Annotated in this window: 22 protein-coding genes; 7 read left to right on the top strand and 15 right to left on the bottom strand. The window is 49.0% G+C overall.

The features are described from left to right. Positions 1-11: 11 nt before the first annotated feature. Positions 12-1,178: a cation diffusion facilitator family transporter gene (locus tag XMD564_RS03145; RefSeq protein WP_173507785.1), complete on the top strand. Its 1,167-nt coding sequence runs from the start codon at positions 12-14 to the stop codon at positions 1,176-1,178. 55 nt (positions 1,179-1,233) lie between these two features. Here the strand turns inward: XMD564_RS03145 and gorA are convergent, their stop codons facing one another. After that, complete coding sequence (gene gorA / locus XMD564_RS03140) at positions 1,234-2,592, bottom strand: glutathione-disulfide reductase (protein ID WP_173507784.1); 1,359 nt, start codon at positions 2,590-2,592, stop codon at positions 1,234-1,236. 310 nt (positions 2,593-2,902) lie between these two features. Between gorA and xthA the strand changes: the two genes are divergently transcribed. Beyond that, complete coding sequence (gene xthA / locus XMD564_RS03135; protein ID WP_173488948.1) at positions 2,903-3,718, top strand: exodeoxyribonuclease III; 816 nt, start codon at positions 2,903-2,905, stop codon at positions 3,716-3,718. A gap of 5 nt (positions 3,719-3,723) precedes the next feature. Here xthA and XMD564_RS03130 read toward each other — a convergent pair whose 3' ends face one another. Further along, positions 3,724-4,626 (bottom strand): universal stress protein, encoded by a 903-nt coding sequence (locus XMD564_RS03130; protein ID WP_173488949.1) that lies wholly within the window; start codon positions 4,624-4,626, stop codon positions 3,724-3,726. A 204-nt stretch (positions 4,627-4,830) separates the two neighbouring features. Between XMD564_RS03130 and XMD564_RS03125 the strand changes: the two genes are divergently transcribed. Further along, positions 4,831-5,154: a metalloregulator ArsR/SmtB family transcription factor gene (locus XMD564_RS03125; protein ID WP_254442871.1), complete on the top strand. Its 324-nt coding sequence runs from the start codon at positions 4,831-4,833 to the stop codon at positions 5,152-5,154. Here XMD564_RS03125 and XMD564_RS03120 read toward each other — a convergent pair. Both XMD564_RS03120 and XMD564_RS03115 read right to left on the bottom strand, forming a co-directional pair. Further along, positions 5,151-5,462 carry a branched-chain amino acid transporter permease gene (locus XMD564_RS03120; protein ID WP_173507783.1) on the bottom strand — a complete coding sequence of 104 codons (312 nt, stop codon included), beginning with the start codon at positions 5,460-5,462 and terminating at the stop codon, positions 5,151-5,153. The two genes, XMD564_RS03125 and XMD564_RS03120, sit on opposite strands and share 4 nt — an antisense overlap. Further along, complete coding sequence (locus XMD564_RS03115) at positions 5,441-6,115, bottom strand: AzlC family ABC transporter permease (protein WP_173507782.1); 675 nt, start codon at positions 6,113-6,115, stop codon at positions 5,441-5,443. Before XMD564_RS03115 ends, XMD564_RS03120 begins: the two co-directional genes overlap by 22 nt. A gap of 212 nt (positions 6,116-6,327) precedes the next feature. Between XMD564_RS03115 and XMD564_RS03110 the strand changes: the two genes are divergently transcribed. The 3 genes from XMD564_RS03110 to rarD all read left to right on the top strand — a co-directional run bounded on the left by XMD564_RS03110 (position 6,328) and on the right by rarD (position 8,711). Beyond that, positions 6,328-6,516, top strand: coding sequence for a PA3496 family putative envelope integrity protein (locus XMD564_RS03110; protein ID WP_173482303.1), 189 nt, complete (start codon positions 6,328-6,330; stop codon positions 6,514-6,516). A 219-nt stretch (positions 6,517-6,735) separates the two neighbouring features. Continuing rightward, positions 6,736-7,812 (top strand): histidinol-phosphate transaminase, encoded by a 1,077-nt coding sequence (gene hisC, locus XMD564_RS03105; protein ID WP_173507781.1) that lies wholly within the window; start codon positions 6,736-6,738, stop codon positions 7,810-7,812. Next, complete coding sequence (gene rarD / locus XMD564_RS03100) at positions 7,809-8,711, top strand: EamA family transporter RarD (RefSeq protein WP_173507780.1); 903 nt, start codon at positions 7,809-7,811, stop codon at positions 8,709-8,711. The genes hisC and rarD overlap by 4 nt, the downstream gene beginning before the upstream one ends. Before the next feature lie 310 nt (positions 8,712-9,021). On the opposite strand, the gene htpG is transcribed toward rarD, so the two are convergent. From htpG to grxB, 10 genes are all read right to left on the bottom strand, one after another. Beyond that, entirely contained in the window at positions 9,022-10,935 is a 1,914-nt protein-coding gene (htpG, locus tag XMD564_RS03095) for a molecular chaperone HtpG (RefSeq protein ID WP_173481501.1), read from the bottom strand. A gap of 67 nt (positions 10,936-11,002) precedes the next feature. Beyond that, positions 11,003-11,728, bottom strand: coding sequence for a DUF599 domain-containing protein (locus tag XMD564_RS03090; RefSeq protein WP_173481502.1), 726 nt, complete (start codon positions 11,726-11,728; stop codon positions 11,003-11,005). Next, the gene (locus XMD564_RS03085; protein WP_217363657.1) at positions 11,725-12,204 is read right to left on the bottom strand and encodes a YaiI/YqxD family protein; all 480 of its coding nucleotides are present in this window, start codon (positions 12,202-12,204) and stop codon (positions 11,725-11,727) included. Before XMD564_RS03085 ends, XMD564_RS03090 begins: the two co-directional genes overlap by 4 nt. A 10-nt stretch (positions 12,205-12,214) precedes the next feature. Then, positions 12,215-13,303, bottom strand: a complete 1,089-nt coding sequence (locus tag XMD564_RS03080; protein ID WP_173507779.1) for a DUF2235 domain-containing protein — start codon at positions 13,301-13,303, stop codon at positions 12,215-12,217. Positions 13,304-13,347: 44 nt separating this feature from the next. Beyond that, a complete protein-coding gene (locus tag XMD564_RS03075; protein WP_173507778.1) occupies positions 13,348-14,790 on the bottom strand; it encodes a YdiU family protein in 1,443 nt (480 codons plus the stop codon). A 2-nt stretch (positions 14,791-14,792) separates the two neighbouring features. Beyond that, positions 14,793-15,116, bottom strand: coding sequence for a DUF3301 domain-containing protein (locus tag XMD564_RS03070; RefSeq protein WP_173507777.1), 324 nt, complete (start codon positions 15,114-15,116; stop codon positions 14,793-14,795). Between the two features lie 49 nt (positions 15,117-15,165). Further along, the gene (locus tag XMD564_RS03065; RefSeq protein ID WP_173481506.1) at positions 15,166-15,501 is read right to left on the bottom strand and encodes a thiol-disulfide oxidoreductase DCC family protein; all 336 of its coding nucleotides are present in this window, start codon (positions 15,499-15,501) and stop codon (positions 15,166-15,168) included. Positions 15,502-15,562: 61 nt separating this feature from the next. Then, the gene (locus tag XMD564_RS03060; protein ID WP_173507776.1) at positions 15,563-16,906 is read right to left on the bottom strand and encodes a DEAD/DEAH box helicase; all 1,344 of its coding nucleotides are present in this window, start codon (positions 16,904-16,906) and stop codon (positions 15,563-15,565) included. Positions 16,907-17,440: 534 nt separating this feature from the next. Next, on the bottom strand, positions 17,441-18,826 hold the full coding sequence (locus XMD564_RS03055) for an MFS transporter (protein ID WP_173495424.1): 1,386 nt from the start codon (positions 18,824-18,826) through the stop codon (positions 17,441-17,443). Positions 18,827-18,954: 128 nt separating this feature from the next. Continuing rightward, a complete protein-coding gene (gene grxB / locus XMD564_RS03050; protein ID WP_173507775.1) occupies positions 18,955-19,605 on the bottom strand; it encodes a glutaredoxin 2 in 651 nt (216 codons plus the stop codon). A 114-nt stretch (positions 19,606-19,719) separates the two neighbouring features. Between grxB and XMD564_RS03045 the strand changes: the two genes are divergently transcribed. Then, positions 19,720-20,175, top strand: a complete 456-nt coding sequence (locus tag XMD564_RS03045) for a PaaI family thioesterase (protein WP_173507774.1) — start codon at positions 19,720-19,722, stop codon at positions 20,173-20,175. A 278-nt stretch (positions 20,176-20,453) separates the two neighbouring features. Here the strand turns inward: XMD564_RS03045 and fba are convergent, their stop codons facing one another. Then, entirely contained in the window at positions 20,454-21,488 is a 1,035-nt protein-coding gene (gene fba / locus XMD564_RS03040; protein ID WP_173481511.1) for a class II fructose-bisphosphate aldolase, read from the bottom strand. Position 21,489 lies beyond the last annotated feature (1 nt).

The following is a 21,489-nucleotide window of genomic DNA, read 5'->3' as shown; positions in this document are numbered from 1 at the left end:
TGGGAGCTTTCATGCAAAACGAATTGGATACCCGCCGTAAAGAGGCCGAAAAAGTCACACTCATTGGTTCAGCCGTCGACCTCTTTTTAGGGGTGACTAAAATTGTGGTTGGTTTTTTTGCCAACTCGGCTGCCCTGATTGCTGACGGTGTTCATTCTCTCTCAGATCTTGCCACCGATTTTATGGTGATTGCGGTTCTACGCATTTCTCATCAAGAACCCGACGAAGATCACCCTTGGGGGCATGGTCGTTTTGAGACGGTGGGTACCACGGCGCTGGGTGTTGTCTTGATTCTGGTGGGTCTTGGTATGGCCTACGAGTTAATCAGCAATCTATTCTCAGGTGTCCCTGCCGAGGTGCCTACCTGGCCGGCTCTGGTTGTTGCTGCTATCTCGATCATCTCTAAGGAGTGGATCTTCCGTTATAGCCTTGCGGTGGGCAAGCGCCTTAAATCGGATCTATTGATTGCGAACGCCTGGCACTCACGCACTGATGCGCTGTCATCGATTGTGGTGTTCGTTGCACTCATTGGGGCCATGCTCGGTTGGGTTTGGCTTGATGCAGTGGCGGCAGTATTGGTAGCAGGCCTAGTCACTAAGATCGGTTGGGGACTGGTTAAACGCAGTCTTACGGAGTTGGTTGATACCGCCCTACCCGAGGAGCAAGCCGCCGAGTTTCGTGCTGTTGTAAATGAGGTTGAAGGCATCATTAACGTTCACGACTTCAAATCACGTCCCATGGGAAGCCAGATCATTCTAGAGATGCACCTTCAGGTTGCACCACATTTGAGCGCCAGCGAAGGCCACTATTTAGGGGACCAAGCGGTCTGCGCGTTGACCGAGGCGTTTCCGGAGATCAGCCAAGTGATCTTCCACATCGATACCTACAATGATGAGCATTTAGATGAGTTGAGCTGTCCGATCATGCCGACTCGTGGCACCATTCGAGAAGCCGTTGATACTGCATTGAATGATGCCGTTGGCAGTAGTAGTGGATATCAGCTGCAGCTCTACTACTCACCGAAGAAGGTTGATTTAGAGATTCGTCTACTACCGGCTATGCAGCCGTTGTTAGATGAGAAAGCACTGACGCCCAGCCAATTGAAGCAGGCGCTTAAAGAGACGTTAAGTAAACACAGTTGGCTTCACCATCTAGAGGTGTTGGTTGTTGCGCAATAAGAAGTAACACACTGGTATCGGCCATTGAACACACCGATACCAGTGGCTTTAATGGTTAACGGGTTTTCTGCCTCATTGTGACAAACTCTTCAGCAGCCGTTGGGTGGATGCCGATCGTTCGATCGAAATCACGCTTAGTAGCACCAGCAATAACCGCAACAGCAAGACCTTGCAAGATTTCACCAGCATCCGCGCCGACCATATGAATGCCCACGATTTTGTCAGTGGCAGACTCCACGATCAGTTTCATCAACGTACGCTCTTCACTACCCGAGATGGTGTGGCGCATCGCTCTGAAATCAGAGACGTAAATATCCACGCTATCGAAGCGTTCACGCGCCTGCTCTTCCGTTAAACCCAAGGTGCCAATATTAGGCTGGCAAAAGACCGCCGTTGGGATTAACTCATAGTTAGGCAGTTCGCCCTCACCGCTGCCATAGAGGTGATCAACCAACGACATCGCTTCAGCGAGCGCGACGGGCGTTAACTGAACACGATCGATCACATCACCCAAGGCGTAAATTGATGGCACTGAGCTTTGGAAATGATCATTAACCTCAATAGCACCTTTGCTATTCATCGCAACGCCGGCTGATTCGAGTCCAAGGTTGGCCGTTTTAGGCACACGACCTGTGGCGTACAGAATCTGATCAACAACACGGACTTCACCGTTAGACAGGGTCACATCGAGTGCACCATCAGAACGTTTCTCAATGCTGGCGACATCGGTATTAAAGCTTAATTTAATGCCTTTGCGAGCCACTTCAGTTGCCGTGAACTCACGAACCTCTTGATCGAAACCGCGCAAGAATAGATCGCCTCGGTAGACCAGTTCCGTTTGCGCTTGCAGACCGGCAAAAATACCGGCGAACTCAATGGCAATGTAACCGCCACCGACCACCATGACGCGTTGTGGGAAGCTGTCTAGATCAAAGACTTCGTTTGATGTGATGGCGTGCTCTTTACCGGGAATATCGGGCACAAATGGCCAACCACCGACAGCCACCAAGATACGCTCAGCCGTAATCGTCTCACCATTCACGCTGACTGAATTAGGGCCTGTAACCGTTGCGCGTCCATTAATGCGGGTACAACCCGAGTTATCCAACAATTTACCGTAGATGCCATTAAGGCGAGCGATCTCGTGCTTTTTGTTGTCACGCAGTGTCGCCCAATCAAAGCTGACGGAGTCGGCATTGACACCAAAGCCGCGCCCCTCTTCGATCTCTTGCATGTACTCCGATGCATAGACGTAGAGTTTTTTAGGAACACAACCGACGTTGACACAGGTACCACCCAAATGGAGATCCTCTGCCACGGCCACTCTAACCCCTTTCGCCGCCGCCATACGCGCCGCACGCACACCACCAGACCCTGCACCAATAACAAAAAGATCGTAATCGTAACCGCTCATGCTCTACCTATCTGAGATCATTAATATTCAATCACTTAAGCTTACCCTGTGTGAGAGGCTGCATCCAATTAAGAAGCGCAAATGATGTGATTGAGTAGGGCTATTGGCACCGGTGTCTGGCCTTCAGCCTGACATCCACTATCTCAGCGTTTTCCAGGTAAGTAGTAAAGCATACTTGCGGATGACAGGCTGAAGCCAGTCACCGAAAAGATCGCCTCATCTTTGATAAGGCTCCAACAATAACAGGGTTATTCTTTTAACCCTCCCCCATTTTCGGTAGCATCCAAGCCACTAGACTTTGGAGGTTGTTATGTTTGTTGTCTCGTTTAATACCAATGGCATTCGTGCGCGTTTTCATCAGTTGCAGGCTTTGGTGGATAGCCACTCGCCCGATGTCATCGGTATTCAAGAGACCAAGGTGCATGATGATCAGTTCCCGATTGAAGAGATGGAGAAGCTGGGTTACCACGCCTATTTCCATGGTCAAAAGACCCACTACGGGGTTTGCCTTCTCTCCAAAGAGCCGGCTTTATCGATTCAAAAAGGGTTTGTCACCGATGATGAGGATGCTCAACGTCGTATGATCATCGGGGATTTCAAAACAGCCAAGGGCGAGACACTGCGTGTCATTAACGGCTATTTCCCGCAAGGCGAGAACATAGCTCACGAGACAAAATACCCCGCTAAACGCAAATTCTACGCTGATCTCAGTGACTACCTACAAAATGATAATGACCCCAACAGCAATCTACTGGTGATGGGGGATTTGAACATCTCTGCGACCGATAAGGATATCGGCATTGGTGAACCCAACCGTCTTCGCTGGCTTAAAACCGGTAAAACCAGCTTCCAACCCGAGGAGCGTGAGTGGTTACAGCGCCTGTATGACTGGGGACTGGTTGACTCATTCCGTGAGCAACATCCAGAGACCAACGACCTGTTTAGTTGGTTCGATTACCGCAGTCGCGGGTTTGAAGATACGCCTAAACGGGGTCTGCGTATCGATGCGATCATGCCGACCAAACCTCTAATGCAAAAGTGCGTGGAGACCGGCATCGATCTTGATATTCGCGGTATGGAAAAACCCTCTGACCATGCACCAGTCTGGGCTAAGTTCGATCTTTAAATACTTTATTGATCGTGAATAACCAAAATATCGGACTCTATTCTATTTAAAAGACGTGCGGTGGTGCTGCCCATTAAGAAGCGCTCCACCCACCCTTTTTCGGGTGCGCCCAGAATCAACAGATCGATCTTCTCTTGCTGACAGAACTCAGGCAATTTTTCATCCGCATCCCCCACAATCAATTTAAGCAGTGGCGAACCCAATGGACGGTTTAGAGGTTCAATCAACGATTCAATTCTTTGACGATGCTCCTCACCCACCTGTTTTTGAAGCGACTCAAAATCTTCCACTAAATGCTCATCATAGATGACGCTCTGTGGAAGTGTTTGAAAACAGTGAACGACATGAAGCTCAGCTGACAGCCGTTGTGCAAACTGATCAGCCACCTCAAGCAGTTGCTTCTCCAACCTGTGATTGCGACTATCCAGATGGAACGGATCAATGGCTACGGCAATCCTTGGGTGGGCCTGCCAGGGTTGATCATTGGCTAGCAGAACCGGTTCATGGAGACGACGCACCAACTCTTGCTCATCGCCACCGATTAGCCAATCCAACAGATCATGTTTTCTGACACGGGGTACCACCATCAAGTCAGGCTGGTAACGATCTGACTCTTCTAGTGCCGCTTTAAGAAAGCTAGGGTGCCAACGAATATCAGCCGCTACATCCTGTGGTAGGTCTAACTCTTCGATGTGCCGCTCAGCTTGGTTGAGCCTGTGCGTCACATAGAGTGCCAATGCATCCTCTTGTGATGGTTGATCTTCCGCCGTCGCCGTTTCAAACGCAGCGTTATAGACCGACTGAAACCACTCAATATGAGACGACTCTGCACAGAGTGCCGATGCTTTTAACAGTGGCTGCGGGGAGTAGTGTGACTCTTCATTGGTGACCAGGACTCGTTGGAACATAAGTACTCTCCTGCACTCTACTATGCGATTAATTGCAGTATAGCGTTAACTGTCGAAATGAGCCTGACTCAGCGCAATTAAGGGCGATTAAACGATGCGATAGGATAATAAAAATTTACAAACCCCCATCAAGTCGTTATATTCAAAACTGCTAATTAAGCAAATTCACATCCCTTTGGGGACCGATCATTACCGAGTTCAACTATGACAGATACACAACGCCTACCCGCAGACACATTAGAGCTAATGCGTGAAAACTCAAAAGAGGCCGCGCGTTTGATGAAGGCACTCGCGAACGGTAGTCGCTTAATGATTCTTTGCTACTTGGAAGGTAAAGAGCTCTCTGTCACCGAGCTAAACGAGCATTTAGATCTTAGCCAGTCCGCCCTATCACAACACCTCGCAGTGCTGCGTCGTGATGGCCTAGTTAAAACTCGTCGCGATTCGCAAACGATCTACTACTCACTTGAAGGCGATCGTGCACAACGAATTATCAGCACTCTGCACGGAATGTACTGCGGTATTTAAATCAACATCATGTACAACAGGCTGCCCAGCGCAATGCTGAGTAGTGCATTTTTGCTTAACCACTGAGTCACGGCCACCACCATTAAGCTCCCCAGACTGATTACCCACTGTTGATTGGCCATCGGCAGATCAGAGACCGCATATACCACCAACAGAACCATCAAAACCGGTGGCAGATAGCGACCCAGATACTCCAGTAGTGGGTGCTGACTGTGACGCGATAGAAAGAGAAAGGGTAGTGCACGCGTTGCCACCGTTGCCAGAGCAGCTAATGCTATAAAGCTGATTAGATAGAGTGACTGGTCCATCGCTGCCTCAAGTAGTTAATTAACATTAGAACCAGTGCGGTAGTGATCGATAGCAACAGCATCTGATCTTGCCAAAGCCAAATGGCGATGAGCCCTATCAAACAGGCTATCAACATCAAACCTGCCGCTCTACGCGTTCGATACTGTTCAACGGCCAGTACCACGAACAGTGCCGGCAGCACTATCTCCAAACCTAAATCGGGCAGTGTCAGTTGAGCGCCCAATAGAGCACCAATCAATGTACCGAAAACCCAGTAGCTCTGATTGATGCCTGCCAAGCGCCAATAATCTTGCTGCTGCAGACCGCTCTCTTTTGGCAGCCCGGTTATCAGTGAGAAGGTCTCATCAGTCAATGCAAAGACCATGTAGGCCTTACGCCACCCAGTAAGATTTAGTGAAGATAGCAGTGTCAGGCCATAGAAGATGTGGCGGCTGTTCAGTAGGAAAACGGCTACAAACACTTCGAACAGCCCTGCATGGTTGGCAATCAAACCCACTGATAAAAACTGGGCAGAGCCGGCAAACACAATGACGCTGAACGCGACGGCCCAATACCAATCCAACCCCAACTCGGTGACAAACAGCACGCCAAAGGCCATCCCAAGTGGAAGGTAGCCAAACAGAACCGGCAGTGAGAGTCTAAAAAGGTGCATGCATTCACTTCTCGTAAAAAAGCGATCCTCGCTCAGGCTCTTAATTAGGTCAACTTTATAGATAGTTAAAATATCGATTTTTCTTGAAATTAGATTGAAAAAATTAATTTTCTCAAAATTCTAAGCATGAACTATATTCCGCATTAACGGTAACCCTCGACCGTGACTAGCGTCAGAACTGAGCGATCAATTTTATAGAGTGAGATTAAGAGATGGGCAGCAAAGTCCGTGTCGATGAAAAGATCGAAGACCTCGACGATTGGAATGATCAATTCGAAGAGCAAGAGAGCCAACGTAACCGATCCAGATACAATGCTAAGCGCAGACGTCAGATCGAAGATATTATGGAGGATCGCGTTCTCGCCAGTCAGTTACGTGACGCTTACGACGAACTTTACTAGGCTCCCCGTACCACCTAAGTCTTAATAAAAAAGGTTGTGGTCAAAGTTTAACTTTGTTTATATGGAGTTGACTGAAGTTGACCTTAATTATTGAGGGCAAGTTCGGCACACCCGACCGGTGGCAGTATCAATAGCTGACACCGGTCGACCTCTTCTTCTTTCCCTACTTCGCTTCTGATACTATCTCAGCTCAAATTTATCCATTTGTAAGGTTTCGTTATGAGTAAGTTTTGGAGCCCGCAGATCCATGATCTCGTTCCTTATACACCCGGTGAACAACCTAAGGTTGCCAACTTAGTTAAACTCAACACCAATGAGAATCCTTACCCCCCTGCTCATGGGGTTCAGGAAGTGTTAACCGCGTTTGAGACCGATCGTTTACGCCTCTATCCAGACCCTGAGTCTTCTGCGCTCATCAATGAGCTTTCAACCACTCTGGGTGTGCCTAACGAAAATCTATTTGTCGGTAATGGCTCAGACGAAGTGTTGGCTCATGCGTTTATGGCGTTCTTCCGTCAAGAGAAGCCACTGGTTAAACCAGACATCACTTACAGCTTCTACGATGTTTATGCTGATCTATATGGAATTGAGATTAAGAATCAAAAACTTAATGATGATTTCTCAATCTCTTTAGAGGATTACCCACTGGATAATGGCGGTATCATTTTTGCCAACCCGAATGCTCCTACTGGGTTAGCTCTGCCGTTAAAGCAGATCAAAAACCTACTCGATCGCAACACTGAAACGGTGGTATTGGTGGATGAAGCGTACGTCGATTTTGGTGGCGAATCGGCCATTGAGCTAGTGAATCAATACCCTAACCTAGTAGTGACACAGACCTTCTCTAAGTCGCGCTCACTTGCTGGTTTGCGCATTGGTTATGCCGTCGCACAACCCCATCTGATCGACGGTTTAAATCGAGTTAAAAACTCATTCAACAGCTACCCTATGGATATGCTCGCGATCGCTGCTGGTGTTGCCTCATTGAAAGACAGCGCCTACTTCAAGGAGATGTGTGACAAAATCATCGCAACGCGCGAGACCACTCGTGATCGCCTTGAAAAGCTAGGTTTCAACATACTTCCATCAGCAACCAACTTCCTCTTTGCCGAGCACCGGTTTATTGAGGGGAGTGAGTTGATGGGCTATTTACGTACTAAAGGGGTGTTAGTTCGCCACTTCAGTCGCCCTGAGATCGCGAACTTCCTTCGCATCACCATTGGTACCGATGCTGAGATGGATGCATTGATCGACGCACTCAAATCGCACCCTGATATGGTCGAGCTAGACGCTTGAACCAATCAATAGCGTCACAACAGGACTCACACAAAGAGTATCGACAAGGACTCTTCCAAGGCACCCTAGCCTATCTAATCTGGGGTTGCTTTGGACTCTACTTCACCCTACTCGCCGAGGTACCCGCCGACGAGGTACTAGCACACCGAATTGTCTGGTGTGTGCTCTTTGTTGGCTTGCTGATTCTTCTGCAGAGAAAAATCCGTTCCACCTGGACGATGTTAACGTCCAAAAAGACGCTGTTCTGGTTAACCATTTCATCACTGCTCATCAGTGGTAACTGGTGGATCTATATCTGGGCGGTAGGTAGTGGCCAAGTGATCGCGGCCAGTCTGGGGTATTTTCTGTCGCCTCTGGTTGCGGTGTTGTTGGGGCTGATCTTTTTTAAAGAGCAACTCAACAGGCTACAAAAAACTTCGGTCTTCTTCGCCTCTGTCGGGGTCTTATGGCAGATAGTCGCCATTGGCGAGTTCCCATGGATCGCTGTTAGCCTCTCCCTGCTGTTCGGCTTTTACGGCGTCGTGCGTAAGCAGATAGCGGTCGACTCAGTCAGCGGATTGTTGATTGAGACCTTAATCATGTTGCCGATCGCATTGATCTACCTGAGCTTGCTAACCACCCAGGGTGTTGATCATTTCGGTGCATTCACTTGGGAGTTAATCGGTGCCGGTGTTATGACCGCTGTGCCACTGATTCTGTTTGCCTCTGCCGCCAGAAAACTTCCGTTTGGTACCGTGGGCTTTCTTAACTACATCGCCCCGATCATGCAGTTCCTTAGCGCTGTGTTCATTTTGAACGAAGCCTTCGGCATCGATCGTTTTATCAGCTTTGCTTTTATTTGGGTGGGGCTGATCGTGTTCAGTGTCGATCTATTTCGTAAGGCTAAGGCAAACGGTTAACAGCGGTGTCAGACCTTAGGTCAGACACCAGAGTGTTAAACTGGCTACGCAGCTGCGGGTCTGACCTTTGGTCTGACCCAACTCTCAGCACCGGTGTCTGGCTTTAGCCTGACATCCACTCTTTAAGCGTTTTCCAGATAAACAGTAAAGTTGACAGCGGATGACAGGCTGAAGGCCAGTCACCTGAAATAGTAATCGCGGCCTTTTCAAGACCGCTCCAACTGTGCCTAATTTTGTTGGAGCGGTCTTGAAAAGGCCGCGAACAAAAAAGGCCTGACAGTGTCAGGCCTTTTTGCTTCAAGTGGAGTGTTTAAGCACTCAACTCTAACAGCAGTTTGTTCAGGCGAGCTGTGTAAGCTGCTGGGTCTTCAAGCTGACCACCTGTCGCTAGTTGAGCTTGATCCAATAGAATCATTGCCAGATCGGCAAAACGATCTTCATCAGACTCTTGATCAAGCTTACCGATCAGTGGGTGCTCTGCGTTGAACTCAAAGACGGGTTTAGTCTCTGGAACCGCTTGGCCAGCCGCTTCCATGATACGACGCATCTGTAGACCCATATCGTAATCACCGAGTACCAGACAGGCTGGGGAGTCGGTTAGACGCTGTGAGACACGGACAGAGTCGACACGGTCGGTAAATACACCGCCAAGACGTTCAATCAATGACGCGTACTGCTCGTTCTGCTCCTCTTGAGCTTTTTTGCTCTCTTCAGACTCTTCACCATCCAGTTTCAACTCGCCTTTGGTGACGTCTTGGAACGACTTGCCTGAGTAGTCCATCAAGTGGCTCATCATCCACTCATCAATGCGATCAGTCAGAAGCAGCACTTCAATGCCCTTCTTACGGAAGATCTCTAGATGTGGGCTCGCTTTAGCCGCGTTGTAGTTATCGGCGACTAGGTAGTAGATCTTCTCTTGATCTTCGCCCATACGCTCTATGTAGCTGTCTAGGCTGACGTTCTGATCGCCGTTGCTGTTCTCGGTCGATGCAAAACGCATTAGCTTAAGAATGCGCTCACGATTCGCATGATCTTCCGCAGGGCCCTCTTTCAAGACCTGACCAAACTCTTTCCAGAACTCTAGGTACTTCTCGGCATCCTTCTTAGCGAACTTCTCGATCATATCGAGGCTTCGCTTAGTCAGAGCGGACTTCAGCTTATCAACGTTTGGATCTTTCTGAAGAATCTCACGAGAGACGTTTAGTGATAGGTTTTTCGAATCAACGACACCTTTAATGAAGCGCAGGTAGAGCGGCAAGAACTGATCCGCTTGATCCATGATAAAGACACGCTGAATGTAGAGCTTAAGCCCTTTAGGTGCTTCACGGTTCCAAAGATCATACGGTGCTTTGGACGGTAGGTAGAGAAGACTGGTGTACTCTAAGTTACCCTCAACGCGGTTGTGGGCCCAGCTAATTGGCTCCTGGAAATCATGAGAGACGTGCTGGTAGAAGTTTTTGTACTCCTCCTCGGTCACCTCTGACTTGTTCTTAGTCCACAATGCCGTTGCGCTGTTAACCGTTTCGATCTCAGGCGCATCCTTTGATGACTCCTCATCACCCTCTGCCGGCATGGGCTGTTTCTCCATCTGCACAGGCATCGCGATGTGATCTGAGTATTTGGTGACTAGAGAGCGAAGGCGCCAATCGCTGGCAAACTCTTTCGCATCCTCTTTCAGAGTCATGACGATACGCGTGCCACGCTCGGGCTTGTCGATGGTTGCGATATCGAACTCGCCTTCACCCTTAGAGGACCAGTGAACACCCTCTGCCGCGTCTAGACCAGCACGACGGGTGTATAGATCAACCTGATCAGCCACAATAAAGGCCGAGTAGAAACCGACACCAAACTGACCGATCAGTTGTGAATCTTTTGCAGCATCGCCGGTCAGATTTTGCAGGAAGCTAGCGGTACCTGATTTAGCGATGGTACCTAGGTGCTCAATGACCTCATCGCGCGACATACCGATGCCGTTATCTTCGATGGTAATGGTATTGTTCTCTTCATCAGCAGAGACGCGAATACGCAGTTCACCATCGTTTTCGTAGAGGTCGGCGTTAGACAAGGCTTCAAAGCGTAGCTTTTCAGCCGCATCTGAAGCGTTGGAGATCAATTCACGTAGGAAGATCTCTTTATTAGAGTATAGAGAGTGAATCATCAGCTGCAGCAGCTGTTTCACTTCGGTTTGAAAGCCAAGAGTTTCTTGTTTCGTTTCGGTTGTCATAGCTTAGACCTGAATTCCCAAGTTACTGATTAACACTCCATCAGATATGGGGGATGCCGATCTAATTTCAACCCTTGGCGTTGATATCAGTACTCATCATTAAGGTTCTTAGCGTCGAAGAGCTGAATTCACGACGATAGAGAATCCAGACAACCACTGCACACAAGAACATAAAGAGCCAGGTATTGACCATCCACCCTAGCACTGCGATGGCAAAGTAGTAGGTTCGTAGGCCGGCATTAAAGTTATTTGCCGCCATACTGGCCATGCGAGCCGAGCGTTCTGCGTGCATATCGAGAGTCCGTGGATCGGCATTCTCTTTGGGGTTGGGGCCGCCACCAATCATGACCGAGACAAATCCATACTGGCGAATAGACCAGGTGAACTTAAAGAAGGCGTATACAAACATCACCATCAGCACGATGATGCGCAGGTCCCATTGCAGTCGAGTCATCGGCTCTGTGAACGGCAGTTCAGACAGAAGGTCGATCGCCATATCAGAGCGAGAGAGCAGGGTCAGAAGGCCGGCCAAAATCAGCATGGTGGTGCTGGCAAAGAAGGTGACACCGCGCTCAAGATTGGTGATCGTTGTGGTATCAGCCACCCTCACCTCACGATCCAGCGCCGCGCGCATCCACTCCTTACGATAGAGGTGCATTAGGCTAGCCAGACAGGTAACACGATAACTGGCTCGCTTAGCGTAGATGAAATAGCCGTTAAAACAGAACAAAAACCAGATCAATGCGACCAGGTCCAGATTGAGTGAGATCAGCATCTCTAACAATGAGTTCATGCATTGCCTCCTTGCTTCACTTGACGCTGTGCTGCCGTTAAGGCGCGATCCAACGCGTTGGCAAACTCACGACGATCTGCCTGACTCATACCCGATTGGCCACCAGACTGAATACCGCTAGCGCGCATGGTTTCGTAGAAGTCACGCAGATTGAGGCGCGCTTTGATGTTCTCTTTCGTTAAGGCCTCGCCACGATGGGTAAGTACGCGAGCCCCTTTATCGATCAGATCATTAGCCAACGGCAGATCTGTAGCGATGACAAGATCACCAGCGGTCACTCGATCAACGATCTCTTGATCAGCCTGATCGGCACCCTGAGGGACTCGACGCCAGTTTAAATAGGGGGAATTAGGTAACTGATAGAAGTGGTTTGCAACGAACTCCATCTCTACTTTTCGATTGAGTGCTGCCTTGATGAGAATATCTCTAATCACCACAGGACACGCATCCGCATCAACCCAAACTTTCACACTCATTCCTTGAAATCTAAGAAGCGTTCAGTATCCCCTCTTCCCCGTCGAGAAAACAAGCCTGAAACTGATATAGATGATCAATTTCACACAATTGGTGAGAGATAGGGGAAGTCAGATGGGGCCCTACTCGATTTTTGGGACGGTAACTGGTGTTGTTCATTAACTCAAACACACTCGAATCGATCGTCTCAAAGCGATTCTGACAAGTACCTATTGGACGCCAATGGCGATCGCTAAACCAGTCATACAGCCCACCCAAAAACAGATCATAGGAGTCGTGAGGCAGTTCAAAGTTAGAGGTTTGAGTCTTCACAGACTCAGCATCCAGCTTCAGACCCGAGTGAATCAGTGACTCGCATATCCATTGGCAAGAGTGGGTTGAGAGCGTTGAGTCTGTCCCTCCGCCAACATCCCCATGCGATCCGGCAAACCATCTTTGCTCAACGATCTGATTCTCTTCAAGCTTGGGTGACCAGAGTGTCGGTATGAAATCTGCACGATGCTCATCAATGGCTAGTGCTTGAAAGCCCCGCTTCACATTGGAAGCTAAGCGTGTGTCATGAAAGCCCCACAAATAGTGGTTTAACTGTTTAAAGCTACCCAATGGAATGCCCAACGACCCGACGGTATCCCAAACGGCAATCGCCTCAATCTGTATCGGGGTGGCAAACTGGGCTTTGAATCGATTTTGTTCACGACGGGTGCCGCGTCTGTAGAGCTGGTAGCAGGAATCGAATTGCTCTAGATGCTCCAATCTAAGCAGACCCAATCGATCAATAAGACCTGACAGGCTTCTCGCTGCAAACGCCCCACGACTGTAGCCGACCAGGTAGACCCGATCGCCCGTTTGGTAGTGCTCCATCAACCATAAATAGGCTTCGGCTATCTTGTCAGAGAGTCCCCAACCAAAGATGCCTCCTCGAATCTGTTGCCAGGCTGAAGTGCCTACTCCAGGGAGATAATGAACCTTTTGTGGAATATCTGTGTCTGAATTGTGAAGAGCCTCAACCAACCGCACAACATGGCTGTTTTGATCGCCATCACTCAAATCTGAATCGGTTTTTTGCCAAGTGCCATCAAATGCCAGCAGTAAATTGCGCACCAGATTCTCCTGTCATAATTAGAAGTACTGTGCGCTTGAGGTCGCTATGACGAGCAGGTTAAGAAAATCCCCTCTGCCCATTTCGGTGGAGCATCTGCATAGTCTGCCAGTGGCGCATAGTACTTAGTTGGTTCACGAACCATGGCAAGCAGATGATTCACGCGTTGATAGTCACCTTGGTGAGCGTCGCGAATCGCCTCTTCACACATGTAGTTACGTAAAATATAGACAGGGTTTAAGGTTTTTGCGTAATCCAGACGTGATCTTAGTTGCTCATCTTCTGAGTGACGTACTGCATAGAATCGGCTTAACCACTCTGAATAGGATTCGGGGCTCTCTACTTCGGCACCCAAAGCGTCGCCCTTTTCTAGATTTGTTAAAGCCAGAATAAAACGATTGAGATCACCCTGCTGTTTTTCTAACAACGTGAGCATCTCATCAATTAGTGCTTTGTGGGTGACCCCTGGATTCGGTAGTGCCAATCGCTGAGAGAGCTTAGTGTAATAGGCATCAAAATAGAGCGTTGAGAATCTCTCGAGTTGAGCCTCCAAGTTGGATTTATCTATCAGAGGGATTAACGCCTGAGCTAAGGCCGCAAGATTCCACTGCATGATGCTCGGTTGATTACTGAACGCGTATCGGCCTCTGTCATCGTTCTTATTAGCGATGTGGTCCGGCTCATATCGATCCATAAAGGTAAACGGACCATAGTCAAAGGTCTCTCCTATGATCGACATATTGTCGGTGTTCATGACGGCATGAACAAACCCGTAACTCTGCCACTGAGCAACCAGGTAGGCACTGCGCTCAACCACCTGTTGATACATGAACAGGTAGGGGTTTTCAGCCTGTTTCGCGTCAGGGTAGTAACGATCGATAACGTAATCGGCAAGCTGTTTCAGGTCCTCATGCTGCCCTGAATAGTAGAAGTACTCAAAGTGGCCAAAACGTATATGACAAGGTGTCACCCTAAGCACTTGAGCACAGGGTTCTGCACCATTTCGTAGGGTAAACTCCTCACTGCCAAAAATAGCCAGCGCACGTGTGGTGGGAATTCCCAGACCAAACATCGCTTCACTGACAAGGTACTCGCGAATACTGGAACGAAGCACCGCTTTACCATCAGCAAAGCGCGAATAGGCGGTTTTACCCGCCCCTTTAAGATGGAAATCCCATCGATCGCCAGTAGGGTCCAGATGCTCGCCGAGCAAGATACCACGCCCATCACCGAGATCTGGGTTATAGACTCCGAACTGGTGGCCGGTGTATTTCATGGCCAAAGGTTCAGCACCCTCAGGGCCCTGCTCAGTAGTAAAGGTATTCACCAACTGACTGGGCGCCCATTCACAGGGGTTTAGCCCTAATGATTGAGCCAGTGGTGCATTGAAGCTGATTAGATGAGTGTTCTTTAACGGAGTGACAGAGACCGACTGATACCAGTGAGAGGGTAAACGGGCATAGCTGTTATCGAAATTGAGCTTAGACATGGCTAATCCTCAAACTTATGAGCCTCTGAGGTAATGCTCTCTAGACGATTGCCAAGCAGAATCACTTGGCCACGGTAGCGCTGATCGCCGGTCGTGGTGAACTCAAACTGATATCGACGCCAGGGTGCCAAGCGACCTCTATCATCGCGTTTTAGCCAAAGCGCACGCAAAGAGACATTTTGGTCCAACAACTGTAGATCCAACTTGTTGCAGTAACTCTCAACCGCTTTCAGTGCGCGCTCTCTAACGGCTAGGCCTTTGTACCAAACATAGATAACACCAGCGACTAGAGTCAGGAGAAAGAGATCGGTAAGTTCAATAAACACGCTGATGGCCTATAAAGTGTGAGAATGTCGACAGTCTAATCAAGCATCTTTATTTAGTATAGAGTCGATCGTATCGCCAACGTGCCCAGCGCTTATAAGCCAGATTGGCTATGGGCTTGATGATTGGCCAACCAAGGATGCGCCAAATCCAGCCCCAGCGGGTATGTTGCCAAGCGGCTATGTTCGCGTCGATTCCAGTTACCCACTGTTCACCACGCTGCAGATGAAGAACCTTGAGCATGTTAATGCGTTCTTCTTCTGTCAGTTGATCCGATACCTCATGGATATCTTGGAGTTCTAACTGTTCGCCCTTAATGACTGCCAACTTATCCATCTCGGCAACACAGAGCGAACATTTTCCATCGTAGTAGAGTGTCTCTTTCATGTAAGAAGATACGAAACACTTCTCAAAGCGGATGACCGGATAATCTGTCGATTAAAACAGATTACAGATCGCGGTTAACTGGCTTTTTGCGATTACCACCAAAACGGCGAGGTTTACGTTTGGGTGTTCCATCAGCCGGTCTATTGCGTCTTGGTTGATTTTGACGCGGTGCTGGTTGTGCAGATGCACCCTCCGCTTTCTGCTTTGGTTTCTTAGGTTTTTTAGGTTTTTTCGGTTTCAACGGCGGTTGTAGCTTAGACTCTGGCAGTGGATTGTTTGGAGCAAACCCCTTCAAGTCGCGACGTTCGAGAAGCTTTTGCGTCAAGCGCTCGATCGCTCGAAGCTGATCAAACTCATCAATAGAGACCAGTGATACCGCCTGACCCACACTGCCGGCACGACCGGTGCGGCCAATACGGTGTACATAATCTTCAGCCACGTTGGGAAGATCAAAGTTAATCACGTGAGGCAGCTCTTTGATATCGATACCGCGTGCTGCAATGTCGGTAGCTACAAGGATCTGAATATCACCCTGTTTAAAGGCCTGCAATGCACGCGTGCGAGCACCCTGACTCTTATTGCCATGGATAGCAGCTGCCGTAATACCCGCCTTATCCAGCTGAACGACTAGACGGTTGGCACCATGCTTAGTTCGGCTGAAGACCAATACCTGAAACCAGTTGTTAGTCTTGATCAAATCGATGAGAGCCGCTGTCTTGCTCTTCTTATCGACCCCAATGACCCACTGCTCAACGGTGTGGGCGGTCGCATTTTCTGGTGAAACCGAGACCTCGACAGGGTTGTTGACGATGTCGTGCGCCAGCTCTTTGATCTCTGGGGAGAAGGTCGCAGAGAACATAAGGTTTTGACGCTGCTTAGGCAGCAGGTTAAGGATCTTGCGAATGTCACGAATAAAGCCCATGTCGAGCATGCGATCCGCTTCATCTAATACCAGCACTTCAAGTTGATCAAAACGAACTGCATTCTGCGAGTAAAGATCCAAAAGGCGACCCGGTGTCGCTATCAATATATCCGTACCCGAGCGAAGCTTTTGCATCTGTGGGTTGATCTTAACCCCACCAAAAACCACATTGCTTTTGAGGTCGGTGTATTTGCCATAGAACTCAGCATTGTCTTGGATCTGAGCCGCCAGTTCGCGTGTTGGTGTCAGCACTAATGAACGAACATTGTTGCTCTTTACCTTAGGGCCGGATTGTAATCTCTCGAGCAGAGGCAGAATAAAGCTAGCCGTTTTACCTGTTCCCGTTTGCGCAGCCGCCATAACGTCCTTACCGGACATCACGGCAGGTATGCCTTCGCGTTGAATAGGAGTCGCTTCTGAATAGCCCTTTTCAGCTATTGCACGGGTAAGAGGAGCCGAAAGGCCAAGAGATTCGAAAGACATGAGGACACTCAAAATATTAAGGCGCGCACAGTAACATAAAGCGTGGCTAGGCACACGTGAATGTTGATTCTAAAAGGGCTGGATAATTTTCAATAAGATCAAAAGCGTTTCTATCCGACTGGCGTCGGCTAGCCTTCTTCTTTGTATGAGCAAAGAAGAAGCAAGAAAACACACCCCGCTCCTTCGGCCTTCGGCACACTGCGCGCGATACTCTTTTTCTAACATCGAAAGGCACATTTCAGAGCCTGCTCCGTGCAGGCGCTGAAACTCTCGCCCATCCGGGACTCGTTCCTTTCAACGTCTTAACGAAAAAGAGCACCGTGCTCGTTCTCAGTCGGACGGGGACAAATCGGCACAAGATTCGAATCTGGCACTGTTGGAGCGGTCTTGAAAAGGCCGCGATGGGTGCTCATATGAATTTAGCTATTAGCACCGGTGTCTGGCTTTAGCCTGACATCCACTCTTTCAGAGTTTTCCAGAGAGTCGGTAAGTTCACGACCGGATGACAGGCTTTAGCCTGTCACCCGCTTCAATTTAAACCTTTCTCCACGAGAACCAAGCCGCTAGCAGTGCGGTTAACAATGATACTGTCAGGGCATTGGTTGTGACGCTCTCTAAAAGCTGTGGATCAGACTCCCCTATTGCGGCGCCTGCGAAGTAGAGTCCTAGTAACAAGGTAATCACCGCCATTCCAATCAACTGGCCACTCTGTCTTGATAGGCTGAGGATTGCAGAGCCTATACCCATTCTCTCTGCAGGGAGTGTTGCCAGTGCGGCGGAGTTGTTTGGGGTAGAGAACATGCCATGGCCCGTTCCAATCACCATTATACAGAGCCCGATCACCCAAAGTGGTGTCTCGTGATTCATCAACGCTAACGCCAGTAAGCCAAGGGCTATGGACAAACTTCCTCCTGTCGCCAGTAGACGGTGCCCTATTCGATCAGAGACGCGTCCTGCCAGAGGCGCGATGATCGTCATCATCAACGCTTGAAGCATCATCAGCTGCCCAGTATCCGTTGGCGACAGTTGGCGGTTGTATTGCAGATAAAGTGACAAAATCAGGACAATGCCGTACTGGCTGGCGTACATAAACATGGCCGCGGTTGCAGAGTTGATGAAGGTTTTATTCTTCATCATCAAGTCGATTCTCACCAGTGGAAATGCCTGTTTGCCAGACCATTTGATGAAGAGATAACCCAGACCTACTCCTAAGAGTGCAAGCAACCAACCGTTGAGTTCAATCAGGCGAGTACTGCCAAAATAGAGAGCTGCAATGGCGGCTGAGAAAATGGCTGTACCGACCCAGTCGATCTTATGCTTTTCACTGCTTTTCCATTCACCCGGAATAAACAGTCGAATCGATAAAATGACCCCTAGCAATATCGGTACCGGCAACATAAACACAGATCGCCAGCCAAACAGATCGACCAACCAGCCACCTATTAGCGGGCCTGCAGTCATGCCGAGATAGACGGCTGATGTCATCCAACCCAAAGCGGCCCCTCGTCCACCTGCTGCGTAGATACGGGAGATCATGGCCATACCCGCGCTGGCTAGGATAGCCCCGGCAGCCCCCTGTACCACACGCCCTGCTAACAGTATTTCAATATTGGGCGCAAAAGCCGCCATGGCGCCACCCAACGCAAAAAGACCACAACTGATGAGAAAAGCCTTTTTAAGACCAATGAGATCCGATAGACGACCGCCTGGCAGTTGGGAGATCAAACTCACCAGAAGGAAGATGGCCGGTATCCAACTGATCAATACCGCATTGACTTGAAGGTCTTGAGCAATGGCAGGTAGTGCGACCAGAGATGCCGACACGGCTAAAGGAAACTGCAGAATCGCTAGACTGAGGATAATCAGTGCTTTTAGTCGAGCTTGTGAATAACGCTGATAGTAACGCGCAAACTGTGTCATCTAACGTCCTTGTGAAAAATTTTAGCCATCAGCTAAATGTCAGCTTTGCACACTATTATGAACCCAGCTGTTGTAAACACCCCTTTGAGAGGGTGAAGCCCTTTCCCCTCTCTTTCTTTTTTCTTCCCTTAGATGGCCCTGTCTGTGTAGAGCTCAACATTGGTCAGTTGTGCTACTTCATTGATGTAATCTACAACCTGCGTGGGCATCTTCAGGTCTTTGATTACGGTTAAATTGCGAAGCATTGGAAAAATCATAACGTCATCCCAGCTAAGCTGCCCACCTCTATCCGAAGGCTTAATCAGCTTAGGCAAATCATTTAAGACCTGCTCTACAAGGGCTTGGTGTTCAGCTGTATTATCCAGAGCTTGCTCAAAACTGCACTCAATCATTGCTTCCTTGTTTACGCGATAAAAATCAATTGCCGATCGAGTTTCAAACTCAGGCAAACCGATCTGTACATTGCGAGGAAAAAGCAGTGAGAAAATCGCGCGATTTACTGACATCAGTGGTTGTGTGAAACGATCAGAATCACCACCTTCGACTATTACCTGATCAGCCTTGCCTAACTCATCCAACTTATGAGCGATATCCAGACTTTCGCCCATAGATTGGCCATCAATCTCTAAAATCGGCACCATTTTTTTGCCAACACGCTCAATACAACTGTCGGCATCGTCATTCAGCAAATAGACCGACTCAAAATTAACCTGTTTGTATTTAGCGACCATGTCAGCACGGACGCAGAATGGACAATGATCATATTGGAAAAGCTTCATAATAACTCTCTTACATCGGGGATGGCTTATTAGAGCACAACTTTTCCATCAGTATGTATCAACCTAGATAAGATAATTGCTATTCTCTATTCAAAGATGTGAGAAGGAGTCTCAATGAACCAAGCCATTCAAGATCTCTATCCAGAGAGCCATAGCCACTGTTTCGGCTGCGGTCGATCAAACGCGGATGGATGGCACCTGAAAAGTTATGTAACAGGTGACACAACCCTAGCTCGCTTCACGCCAGAGAACAAATACAGTGGCGGCGTTCCTGGACACCTCTACGGCGGCGCGGTCGCCTCCCTACTCGACTGTCATGGCACTGCATCAGCGGCCGCGTTAAGCTACCTGCAGAAGCATGATTCACTTGAACAAGATGCAAAAATTCAACGCCACGTTACAGGTCAATTAAATATTAAATACATCACTCCCACTCCAATGGGCGTGGAGTTAGAACTGCATGGCGAGCTGCTATCCATCGAGGGACGTAAAGTGCGAGTTAAGTTGACCTTATCTGCCAATGAAACGCTCTGTGCAGAGGCTGAGATGGTTGCGTTTGGCGTTGAGTGATTGTTGGAGCGGTCTTGTAAAGGCCGCGATTGGTATTCATTAGAGTTTATCTGAAAGCAACAGTGACTGGCTTCAGCCTGTCATCTGCTTTTTCGGTGTTTTCCAGATAGGCATTAAATTCTCACGGCGGATGACAGGCTGAAGGGCAGTCACCGTCAATACCGCTCACACAAAGAAGAAGGCTAGCCGACGCCAGTCGGATAGAAATGCTTTTGATCTTAGGAGATATCGCGGCCTTTTCAAGACCGCTCCAACGTTTTGAATGGATCTTGGGTCGATTAGTATCGACCCGCCATGTCATCCATTGAGATCGGTTTGATCTTACTGCCCTGTCCGGCACAGCCGAAGGCTTCGAAACGATCTTTGACGATACCTGAGGCTGCATCGCGGGCTGCGGCTAGGAATTTACGTGGGTCAAACTCGCTCTTCTTCTCGGCCATCATACGGCGCATAGCACCGGTCATTGCCAAGCGAATGTCGGTATCAATGTTGACCTTACGAACACCGTTTTGAATCCCTTTAACGATCTCCTCTACAGGGACACCGTAGGTCGGTTTCAACTCGCCACCAAACTCACGAATGATCGCTAACCACTCCTGTGGCACGCTGGAACTACCGTGCATCACCAGATGGGTGTTCGGGATTGCTTTATGAATCGCCGCGACACGATCAATTGCGAGAATATCGCCCGTCGGTGGGCGTGTAAATTTGTACGCACCGTGGCTGGTACCAATCGCAATTGCTAGGGCATCGACGCCAGTTTTCTCAACAAAGTCTTTAGCTTCATCAGGGTCGGTCAGCATTTGATCATGGCTCAAAATACCCTCAGCACCCTGACCATCCTCTTCACCGGCTTCGCCTGTCTCTAGCGAACCAAGACAGCCCAGTTCACCTTCAACCGATACACCGACAACATGCGCCATTTCACAGACTTGTCGAGTGACATCGACGTTGTATTCGTAGGTGGATGGCGTTTTACCATCGCTCATCAACGAACCATCCATCATGACACTGGAGAAACCAGAGCGGATCGACTGCATACAGACTGCAGGTGATGCACCGTGATCCTGATGCAGAACGACTGGAAGATCCGGGTGTGTCTCGATAGCCGCCAAAATGAGATGGCGAAGATAAGCCTCACCGGCGTAGGTGCGAGCGCCAGCAGATGTCTGCAGAATCACAGGACTGTCTGTTGCCTGCGCTGCTTGCATGATCGCTTGCACCTGCTCAAGGTTGTTAACGTTAAACGCAGGAACACCGTAGCTATTCTCTGCGGCGTGATCAAGTACCTGACGTAGGGATACAAGTGCCATT

Source organism: Marinobacterium sp. xm-d-564, assembly GCF_013283345.1.
In the GTDB taxonomy this organism is placed as follows: domain Bacteria; phylum Pseudomonadota; class Gammaproteobacteria; order Pseudomonadales; family Balneatricaceae; genus Marinobacterium_E.
Note: the sequence above shows the minus strand (reverse complement) of the source record. Positions and strands in the feature narration are given on the sequence as shown.

Excerpts from the sequence above, each read along its gene's own strand:
- grxB (WP_173507775.1), bottom strand. The coding sequence starts at position 19,605 with ATGAAGCTTTTCCAATATGATCATTGTCCATTCTGCGTCCGTGCTGAC.
- XMD564_RS03090 (WP_173481502.1), bottom strand. The coding sequence starts at position 11,728 with ATGAACTCATTGTTAGAGATGCTGATCTCACTCAATCTGGACCTGGTC.
- XMD564_RS03065 (WP_173481506.1), bottom strand. The coding sequence starts at position 15,501 with ATGAAAGAGACACTCTACTACGATGGAAAATGTTCGCTCTGTGTTGCC.
- XMD564_RS03075 (WP_173507778.1), bottom strand. The coding sequence starts at position 14,790 with ATGTCTAAGCTCAATTTCGATAACAGCTATGCCCGTTTACCCTCTCAC.
- hisC (WP_173507781.1), top strand. The coding sequence starts at position 6,736 with ATGAGTAAGTTTTGGAGCCCGCAGATCCATGATCTCGTTCCTTATACA.
- htpG (WP_173481501.1), bottom strand. The coding sequence starts at position 10,935 with ATGACAACCGAAACGAAACAAGAAACTCTTGGCTTTCAAACCGAAGTG.
- XMD564_RS03055 (WP_173495424.1), bottom strand. The coding sequence starts at position 18,826 with ATGACACAGTTTGCGCGTTACTATCAGCGTTATTCACAAGCTCGACTA.
- XMD564_RS03110 (WP_173482303.1), top strand. The coding sequence starts at position 6,328 with ATGGGCAGCAAAGTCCGTGTCGATGAAAAGATCGAAGACCTCGACGAT.
- XMD564_RS03085 (WP_217363657.1), bottom strand. The coding sequence starts at position 12,204 with ATGAGTGTGAAAGTTTGGGTTGATGCGGATGCGTGTCCTGTGGTGATT.
- xthA (WP_173488948.1), top strand. The coding sequence starts at position 2,903 with ATGTTTGTTGTCTCGTTTAATACCAATGGCATTCGTGCGCGTTTTCAT.
- XMD564_RS03045 (WP_173507774.1), top strand. The coding sequence starts at position 19,720 with ATGAACCAAGCCATTCAAGATCTCTATCCAGAGAGCCATAGCCACTGT.
- XMD564_RS03115 (WP_173507782.1), bottom strand. The coding sequence starts at position 6,115 with ATGCACCTTTTTAGACTCTCACTGCCGGTTCTGTTTGGCTACCTTCCA.
- XMD564_RS03125 (WP_254442871.1), top strand. The coding sequence starts at position 4,831 with ATGACAGATACACAACGCCTACCCGCAGACACATTAGAGCTAATGCGT.
- XMD564_RS03130 (WP_173488949.1), bottom strand. The coding sequence starts at position 4,626 with ATGTTCCAACGAGTCCTGGTCACCAATGAAGAGTCACACTACTCCCCG.
- XMD564_RS03145 (WP_173507785.1), top strand. The coding sequence starts at position 12 with ATGCAAAACGAATTGGATACCCGCCGTAAAGAGGCCGAAAAAGTCACA.
- XMD564_RS03120 (WP_173507783.1), bottom strand. The coding sequence starts at position 5,462 with ATGGACCAGTCACTCTATCTAATCAGCTTTATAGCATTAGCTGCTCTG.
- fba (WP_173481511.1), bottom strand. The coding sequence starts at position 21,488 with ATGGCACTTGTATCCCTACGTCAGGTACTTGATCACGCCGCAGAGAAT.
- XMD564_RS03060 (WP_173507776.1), bottom strand. The coding sequence starts at position 16,906 with ATGTCTTTCGAATCTCTTGGCCTTTCGGCTCCTCTTACCCGTGCAATA.
- gorA (WP_173507784.1), bottom strand. The coding sequence starts at position 2,592 with ATGAGCGGTTACGATTACGATCTTTTTGTTATTGGTGCAGGGTCTGGT.